The sequence below is a fragment of the Desulfobacterium sp. N47 genome, from assembly GCF_051233685.1.
In the GTDB taxonomy this organism is placed as follows: Bacteria; Desulfobacterota; Desulfobacteria; order Desulfobacterales; family RPRI01; genus RPRI01.
Map to the genome: position 1 here is coordinate 1 of NZ_JBAMMY010000183.1, position 1,214 is coordinate 1,214.

Annotated in this window: 1 protein-coding gene; it reads left to right on the plus strand. The window is 39.5% G+C overall.

Annotation, left to right across the window (positions count from 1 at the left end; translation table 11 throughout):
- Nucleotides 1-39 precede the first annotated feature (39 nt).
- Entirely contained in the window at nt 40-1,200 is a 1,161-nt protein-coding gene (locus tag VXK47_RS11820) for an IS4 family transposase (RefSeq protein ID WP_435548986.1), read from the plus strand.
- Nucleotides 1,201-1,214 lie beyond the last annotated feature (14 nt).

The window sequence follows — 1,214 nt, forward strand, 5'->3', positions numbered from 1 at the left end:
AATTTTGATATTACACAATAATATCAGGAGATTACTGTTATGCCGTACTCTTTGGACCCTTTTAGGAAAAAACATGCAACTTCGTTTAAACAATTATTTCAACCAGCTCAAGAAGCATTGGCGGGTGCGCCACCACTTGAAGCCAGAGGCAACAGACCATTGAAGATGGAGTTTGAAGATCACCTCAAAGCATTAGTGTACTTCCACCTTGAGGAGCATACATCAGCTCAACATCTGCTTCAAGTTCTAAAGGAAGATGATTTTGCCCGGGATAACATTGCTCCTGATGATGGTATCAAAAAAAGCAGTTTTTCAGAAGCTACAAATTCCAGGGGACTCGAACAGTTTGCGTATGTATTTGCAAACCTTCAAAAACAGGCAAGCAATATTTTGCCTCAAAACCATCCTGAACTTGGGGACCTTGTCGGCATTGATGGCTCCTTAATCGATGCGGTTCTGTTGATGTGCTGGGCTGACTACAGAAAAGGCGCAAAAAAGGCCAAGGCACATCTTGGTTTTGACTTAAATCGAAGTATTCCAAGAAAAATATTTCTTTCTGATGGTAAAGGTGCTGAACGTCCGTTTGTCAGCCAGATACTTTCTCCAGGTCAAACCGGTGTCATGGATCGTGGTTACCAATACCACAAATGTTTTGATCACTGGCAGGAAGAAGAAAAATTATTTGTATGCCGCATTAAAGCCGGTACTAAAAAAACTTGCATAAAATCACATAAGGTCGATTCGGACAGCATTGTTTTCTATGATGCAATCGTGCTTTTAGGTACACCGGGAAACAATCAAACAAAAAAGCAGCTCCGACTGGTTGGTTACGAAATTGATGGAGTCAGGTATTGGATCGCAACAAACCATTATGACCTGTCCGCCGAACAAATTGCCCTAATTTACAAGCTTCGATGGGAAATTGAAAAATTCTTTGCCTGGTGGAAGCGTCATTTGAAAGTTTATCATCTCATTGCAAGAAGTAAACACGGTCTCATGGTTCAAATACTTGCTGGCCTTATAACTTATTTGTTGCTTGCGATTTACTGCCATCAAAACTACAATGAAAAAGTAAGCATAAAAAGAGTCAGAGAATTACGAATCAAAATTCAAAATGAACTCAGAGATATCGATTCTAATGCGGTTGACTTAAAAAATTTCAAAGAACAAAACCTATTGCATTCGTATGCAAAAACCTAACCGGAATTTACTGA